Origin of the sequence: Protofrankia sp. Cr1, assembly GCF_963555865.1 — a bacterium.
GTDB lineage: Bacteria > Actinomycetota > Actinomycetes > Frankiales > Frankiaceae > Protofrankia.
Window position 1 is genome coordinate 16,665 of record NZ_CAUVXO010000017.1, and the last position, 4,935, is coordinate 21,599.

At 71.1% G+C, this 4,935-nt stretch carries 5 protein-coding genes; 4 read left to right on the forward strand and 1 reads right to left on the reverse strand.

Features of this window, described 5'->3' with window-relative positions:
* Positions 1 to 40 precede the first annotated feature (40 nt).
* On the forward strand, positions 41 to 1,609 hold the full coding sequence (locus tag U9980_RS03360; RefSeq protein WP_322766643.1) for an aldehyde dehydrogenase family protein: 1,569 nt from the start codon (positions 41 to 43) through the stop codon (positions 1,607 to 1,609).
* On the opposite strand, the gene U9980_RS03365 is transcribed toward U9980_RS03360, so the two are convergent.
* Entirely contained in the window at positions 1,585 to 2,505 is a 921-nt protein-coding gene (locus U9980_RS03365; protein WP_322766633.1) for a polysaccharide deacetylase family protein, read from the reverse strand. The two genes, U9980_RS03360 and U9980_RS03365, sit on opposite strands and share 25 nt — an antisense overlap.
* A gap of 255 nt (positions 2,506 to 2,760) precedes the next feature.
* Here U9980_RS03365 and thiO point away from each other — a divergent pair, with 255 nt between their 5' ends.
* From thiO to U9980_RS03380, 3 genes are all read left to right on the forward strand, one after another.
* Positions 2,761 to 3,951: a glycine oxidase ThiO gene (thiO, locus tag U9980_RS03370; RefSeq protein WP_416210135.1), complete on the forward strand. Its 1,191-nt coding sequence runs from the start codon at positions 2,761 to 2,763 to the stop codon at positions 3,949 to 3,951.
* Between the two features lie 12 nt (positions 3,952 to 3,963).
* Positions 3,964 to 4,164 (forward strand): sulfur carrier protein ThiS, encoded by a 201-nt coding sequence (thiS, locus tag U9980_RS03375; protein WP_322750248.1) that lies wholly within the window; start codon positions 3,964 to 3,966, stop codon positions 4,162 to 4,164.
* Between the two features lies 1 nt (position 4,165).
* Positions 4,166 to 4,935: thiazole synthase (locus tag U9980_RS03380; protein ID WP_322766635.1), on the forward strand; the 770-nt coding region annotated here is incomplete at its 3' end.

The following is a 4,935-nucleotide window of genomic DNA, read 5'->3' on the forward strand; positions in this document are numbered from 1 at the left end:
CCTAGTGGCGCCTGGAGCCGATCAAAGGCAACCTGACCCCATGGTCGCATCCTCACTCAGCACACCCCGGCTGCATCTCAAACCCGGCACCGCATGGTCGGACGCCTACACCCGGTGCACGCAGGTCGCCCCCGAGGCGTTCGCCGACGACCGGCTGCGCAATCTGTGGGGCGGTCAGTGGCGCCGGACCGGTGAACCCCTGCGCAGCGTCACACCGCTCGACGGATCACCCATCACCGGACCACCCATGATCGAACCCGAGGAGGCCCGGGAGGCCATCCGCGCGACGCTGGACGACCACAAACGATGGCGGGACGTCCCGCTGGCCGACCGCAAGATGCGGGTGAGCGCCGCGCTGGACGCCATGGACAGCCACCGTGATCTGCTCGCCCTGCTGCTGGTGTGGGAGATCGGCAAGCCGTGGCGGCTGGCCCGCACGGACGTCGACCGGGCCATCGACGGTGTCCGCTGGTACGTCGAGGAGATCGACGCGATGCTGGCCGGCCGCACCCCCCTACCCGGGCCGGTCAGCAACATCGCCAGCTGGAACTACCCGATGAGCGTGCTCATGCACGCGATGCTGGTCCAGGTTCTGGCCGGCAACGCGGCAATTGCGAAGACCCCGACGGACGGCGGTGCCGCCTGCCTCACGCTCGCCTGCGCCCTGGCGCGGCGCGAGGGCCTGCCGGTGGCCCTGGTTTCCGGGTCCGGCTCCCGGTTGTCGGGCGCGCTGGTGCGGGCACCGGAGATCGGCGCTCTGGCCTTCGTCGGTGGACGCTCCACCGGCGGCCAGGTCGCGGCCGCGCTGGTGGACACGGGCAAGCGGCACTTCCTCGAGCAGGAAGGCCTCAACGCCTGGGGTATCTGGGAGTTCTCCCAGTGGGATCTGCTTGCCGCGCATCTGCGGAAGGGCTTCGAATACGGCAAGCAACGGTGCACCGCCTATCCCCGCTATGTGGTCCAGCGCCAGCTTTTCGATCAGTTCCTCGCCGCCTACCTGCCCGTGGTCTCCTCGGTGCGGTTCGGCCATCCGCTGGCCGTCGCGCATGACGACGATCCCCTGCCCGAGATCGACTTCGGGCCCGTCATCACCGCGGAGAAGTCCGCCGAGCTCGCCGGCAAGGTCGACGAGGCGATCGCCAAGGGCGGGGTTCCGCTGTACCGGGGAGCGATCGCAGACGGCGCATTCATCCCCGGGCAGGACACGGCCGCCTATGTACCCCCGGTGACGATCCTCGCTCCCCCGCCGTCCTGCGCGCTGCACCATGCCGAGCCGTTCGGCCCGGTGGACACGATCGTGGTGGTCGACTCCGAAGCCGAGCTGCTGGCCGCGATGAACGCGTCCAACGGTGCGCTGGTGGCATCGCTGGCCTGTGATGACGAGGCGCTCGCCCGCCGGCTGAGCAGTGAGATCCACGCATTCAAGGTGGGCATCAACAAGCCACGTTCGCGCGGCGACCGGGCCGAACCGTTCGGCGGCCGCGGTGCGTCCTGGAAGGGTGCCTTTGTCGGGGGCGACCACCTCGTCCACGCCGTCACCGTCGGAGCGGACCCGACCGAGCGGCTGTACGGCAACTTCCCGAGCTACTCGCTGTACCCCGACGCCTGAGACCACCGGCACCCGCGCCGCGGAGCCCGGTCCGCACCGCGAGCGCGGGCCGGGCCCACCCCTTGATCCACGCCACTGTCGCCCGGCGACCACGAAGCACCGAGGCCGTGCTCGGCGAGTGGACCCAGCCGAAGTCCCAGATCGTGGCAGCGGGCGGCGAGTTCCGGCAACGCGCCGAGGGCGCTGCGCCACGCCTGTGGCGCAGACGTGCAGTCGCAGTCATGCAGAACGATGGTGCCGCCGCCGCGCAGATCGGGCGCGAGGGTGTCCAGGACGCTCAGCGGCGTAGCCGTTGCGGTCCAGTCCCGGCCCCAGGCGGTCCATAACACCGGCGTGAGATGCAGCCTGCTGGCGGCGAAGAGGAAACCGGCCGACAGGATGCCGTGCGGCGGCCGGGCAAACCGCGGCTCCTGGCCGGTGACGGCGGTGATCAGATCTCGGGTGCGCTTGAGCTGACGGTAGGTCGACAGTGGACCCCGCAGCAGCATCGGCCGGTGATCCCAGGCGTGGACCGCAAGCTCATGGCCGGCCTCCGCCATCCGTTGGGCAAGCTCGGGTGCCCGCTCCACCATCGTCCCGAGGACGAAGAACGTGGCCCGTATGTCCAGTTCGGTGAGCACGTCGAGGAACAAGGGGGTGGACGCCGGGTCGGGGCCGTCGTCGAAGGTCAAGGCCACGTGGTCCGGCGCGCCAACCCCGGCGAGGACGGGCACGACGCGCGTTCGCAGGTGGCGCAGGGTGGCCACCGAGGGCGCGGCATAGGCCACGGCGGCGGTGGCACCGAGCGCAGTGGTGGCCCGCAGAACCCGGGCCGACGAGGTGCTCCCGGCCGGACACACCGCCGACCTCACAATCGACCGTATCGCCGACCGGTCGGGAACCGGCGCGTACCTCATGGCGGACACCTTCCCACACGGTTCGCCCAACGTGGCGTCACCCCCGACACTACACAAAGTCATGACAGTTTACACACAGTAAGAATGGTTGACCGGCCCTGCGGTGCCCCTCACGGCGAAACTTGCATCCGGGGCCTCCGACGGTGTCGGGTGAGGTTGACCGCGGCACGGCAGGCTGCACGACGCAACGCTGCACGACGCAAAGCTGCACGACGCAACGCTGCGAGGGAGAAGCTGCCCGGGAGAAGGAGGCTCATGCAGGCAGGCGGAGCCGGCGCCCGGAGATCGGGTCCAGCAGCGTCCGGCGTGGACGTCATCGTGGCCGGCGCAGGCGTGATCGGTCTTGGGGTGGCGTGGCGCGCCCGGCTACGTGGACTGTCGGTGACCATCGTCGATCCCGCGCCGGGGTCGGGCGCGAGCAGGACTGCCGCGGGCATGCTGGCCCCCGTCACCGAGCTTCACTACGGTGAGCGGCCGCTCCTTGAGCTGAACACGGCTTCTGCGCTGCGTTACCCCGCCTTCGTCGACGAGCTGGAACGCAGCAGTGGTTGCGACATCGGTTACCTGCGGTGCGGGACGCTGGTGGCAGCCTGGGACGCCGCGGACATGGCCGGTCTGCGTGACATCCACGGCTTCGCGCGGTCGCTGGGTCTGGAGACCGAGCTGCTGACCCGACACCAGTTGCGCGCCAGGGTCCCGGCATCGGCGAGCGGGCTCGTCGGGGCACTGGCGGCGCCGGGTGACCACCAGGTCGACAACCGCCTTCTGCATCACGCGCTGATGCGGGCATGCGAGCGGGAGGGGGCGACCATGGTCCGGGTGGCCGCCCGGGAATGGCTGCTGCGCGGTGGTCGGGTCGTCGGGCTGCGGCTCGCCGACGGCACCGACCTGACAGCGCCGGTAGTCGTGCTGGCCGCCGGGGCGTGGTCGGCCCGGATCGGTGGGCTGCCACCGGAGGCCCTGCCCGCGGTCCGACCGGTCAAGGGCCAGACGCTGCGGCTGCGGACCGTTGGGCCACCCCTGCTTACCTGCGTGCTGCGGGGCTCGGTCCGTGGCGCCCCGGTGTACCTGGTGCCGCGCGGCGACGGCCGGGTCGTGGTCGGAGCCAGCAGCGAGGAGGTCGGATTCGACCTGAGCCCGCGTGCCGGCGCCGTGTACGAGCTCCTGCGCGACGCCCAGGCCCTCGTGCCGGGGTTGGGCGAGGCCGAGCTCGAAGAGGTGAGCACCAGCCTGCGGCCCGCCTCGCCCGACAACGCACCGCTCATCGGTCCGTCCCGGGTGCCCGGGCTCGTGCTGGCCGTCGGCCACTACCGTAACGGCGTGCTGCTCACCCCGGTGACCGCGGATGCCATCGCCGGCCTGCTCGCCGACGGTGCCATGCCCGCCGAGGTCACACCGTTCACCCCGGCCAGGTTCGAGCCCGCGGTAACCCCGACCAGGTTCTGAGGAGGATGGCGGATGACTCTCACCGTGAACGGCGAAGCCATGCAGGTACCGGCCGGCACCACCCTGCACCAGCTCATCGCGGACCTGGCCGGGGCTGGCCGGGGAACCGCCGCCGCGGTCGACGGCGTTGTGGCCCCCCGCAGTCGATGGGCGGAGCTGGAGCTACGCGCTGGTCAGCACGTGGAGATTCTCACCGCGACCCAGGGAGGTTGACATGGCCGACGACATCCTGGTCATCGCAGGCGAGGAGCTCGCTTCCCGGCTGATCATGGGTACCGGTGGGGCGCCGAGCCTGGCCGTCATGGCGGCGGCGATCGAGGCGTCCGGCACGGCCATGTGCACGGTGTCCATGCGACGGGTCGATACCGCGACACCCGGGTCGGTACTGGACATGCTCGCCGGTTGCGGTGTCCGGATACTGCCGAACACCGCCGGCTGCCGCACCGCCCACGAGGCCGTCCTGACCGCGCAGCTCGCCCGGGAGGCGCTGGAAACGGACTGGATCAAACTAGAGGTGGTCGCGGATGACTACACGCTGCTACCGGACCCGCTCGAGCTCCTCGACGCGGCCGAACGTCTGGTCGCCGACGGGTTCACCGTCCTGCCCTACACCAATGACGATCCGGTGCTCGCCCGCAGGCTCCAACAGACCGGCTGCGCCGCGGTGATGCCGCTGGGCGCGCCCATCGGCACCGGGCTGGGAATCCGCAACAGCCACAACATCGAGCTGATCGTCGCCGAGGCCGAGGTTCCCGTCGTCCTCGACGCCGGGATCGGCACCGCCTCCGACGCGGCGCTGGCCATGGAACTCGGCTGCGACGCCGTGCTGCTCGCATCCGCGGTCACCCGGTCCCAGGATCCCGCCCTCATGGCGGCGGCCATGGCAGCCGGCGTGAGGGCGGGGCGACTCGCGGCACGGGCCGGGCGCATACCCAGGCGTCACCACGCGCGGGCCTCGTCGCCCACCCACGGAACCGCGGTGTT

Bases quoted from the DNA above. Each gene is read 5' to 3' on its own strand.
- thiS (WP_322750248.1), top strand. From the start codon at position 3,964: ATGACTCTCACCGTGAACGGCGAAGCCATGCAGGTACCGGCCGGCACC.
- U9980_RS03360 (WP_322766643.1), top strand. From the start codon at position 41: ATGGTCGCATCCTCACTCAGCACACCCCGGCTGCATCTCAAACCCGGC.
- thiO (WP_416210135.1), top strand. From the start codon at position 2,761: ATGCAGGCAGGCGGAGCCGGCGCCCGGAGATCGGGTCCAGCAGCGTCC.
- U9980_RS03365 (WP_322766633.1), bottom strand. From the start codon at position 2,505: ATGAGGTACGCGCCGGTTCCCGACCGGTCGGCGATACGGTCGATTGTG.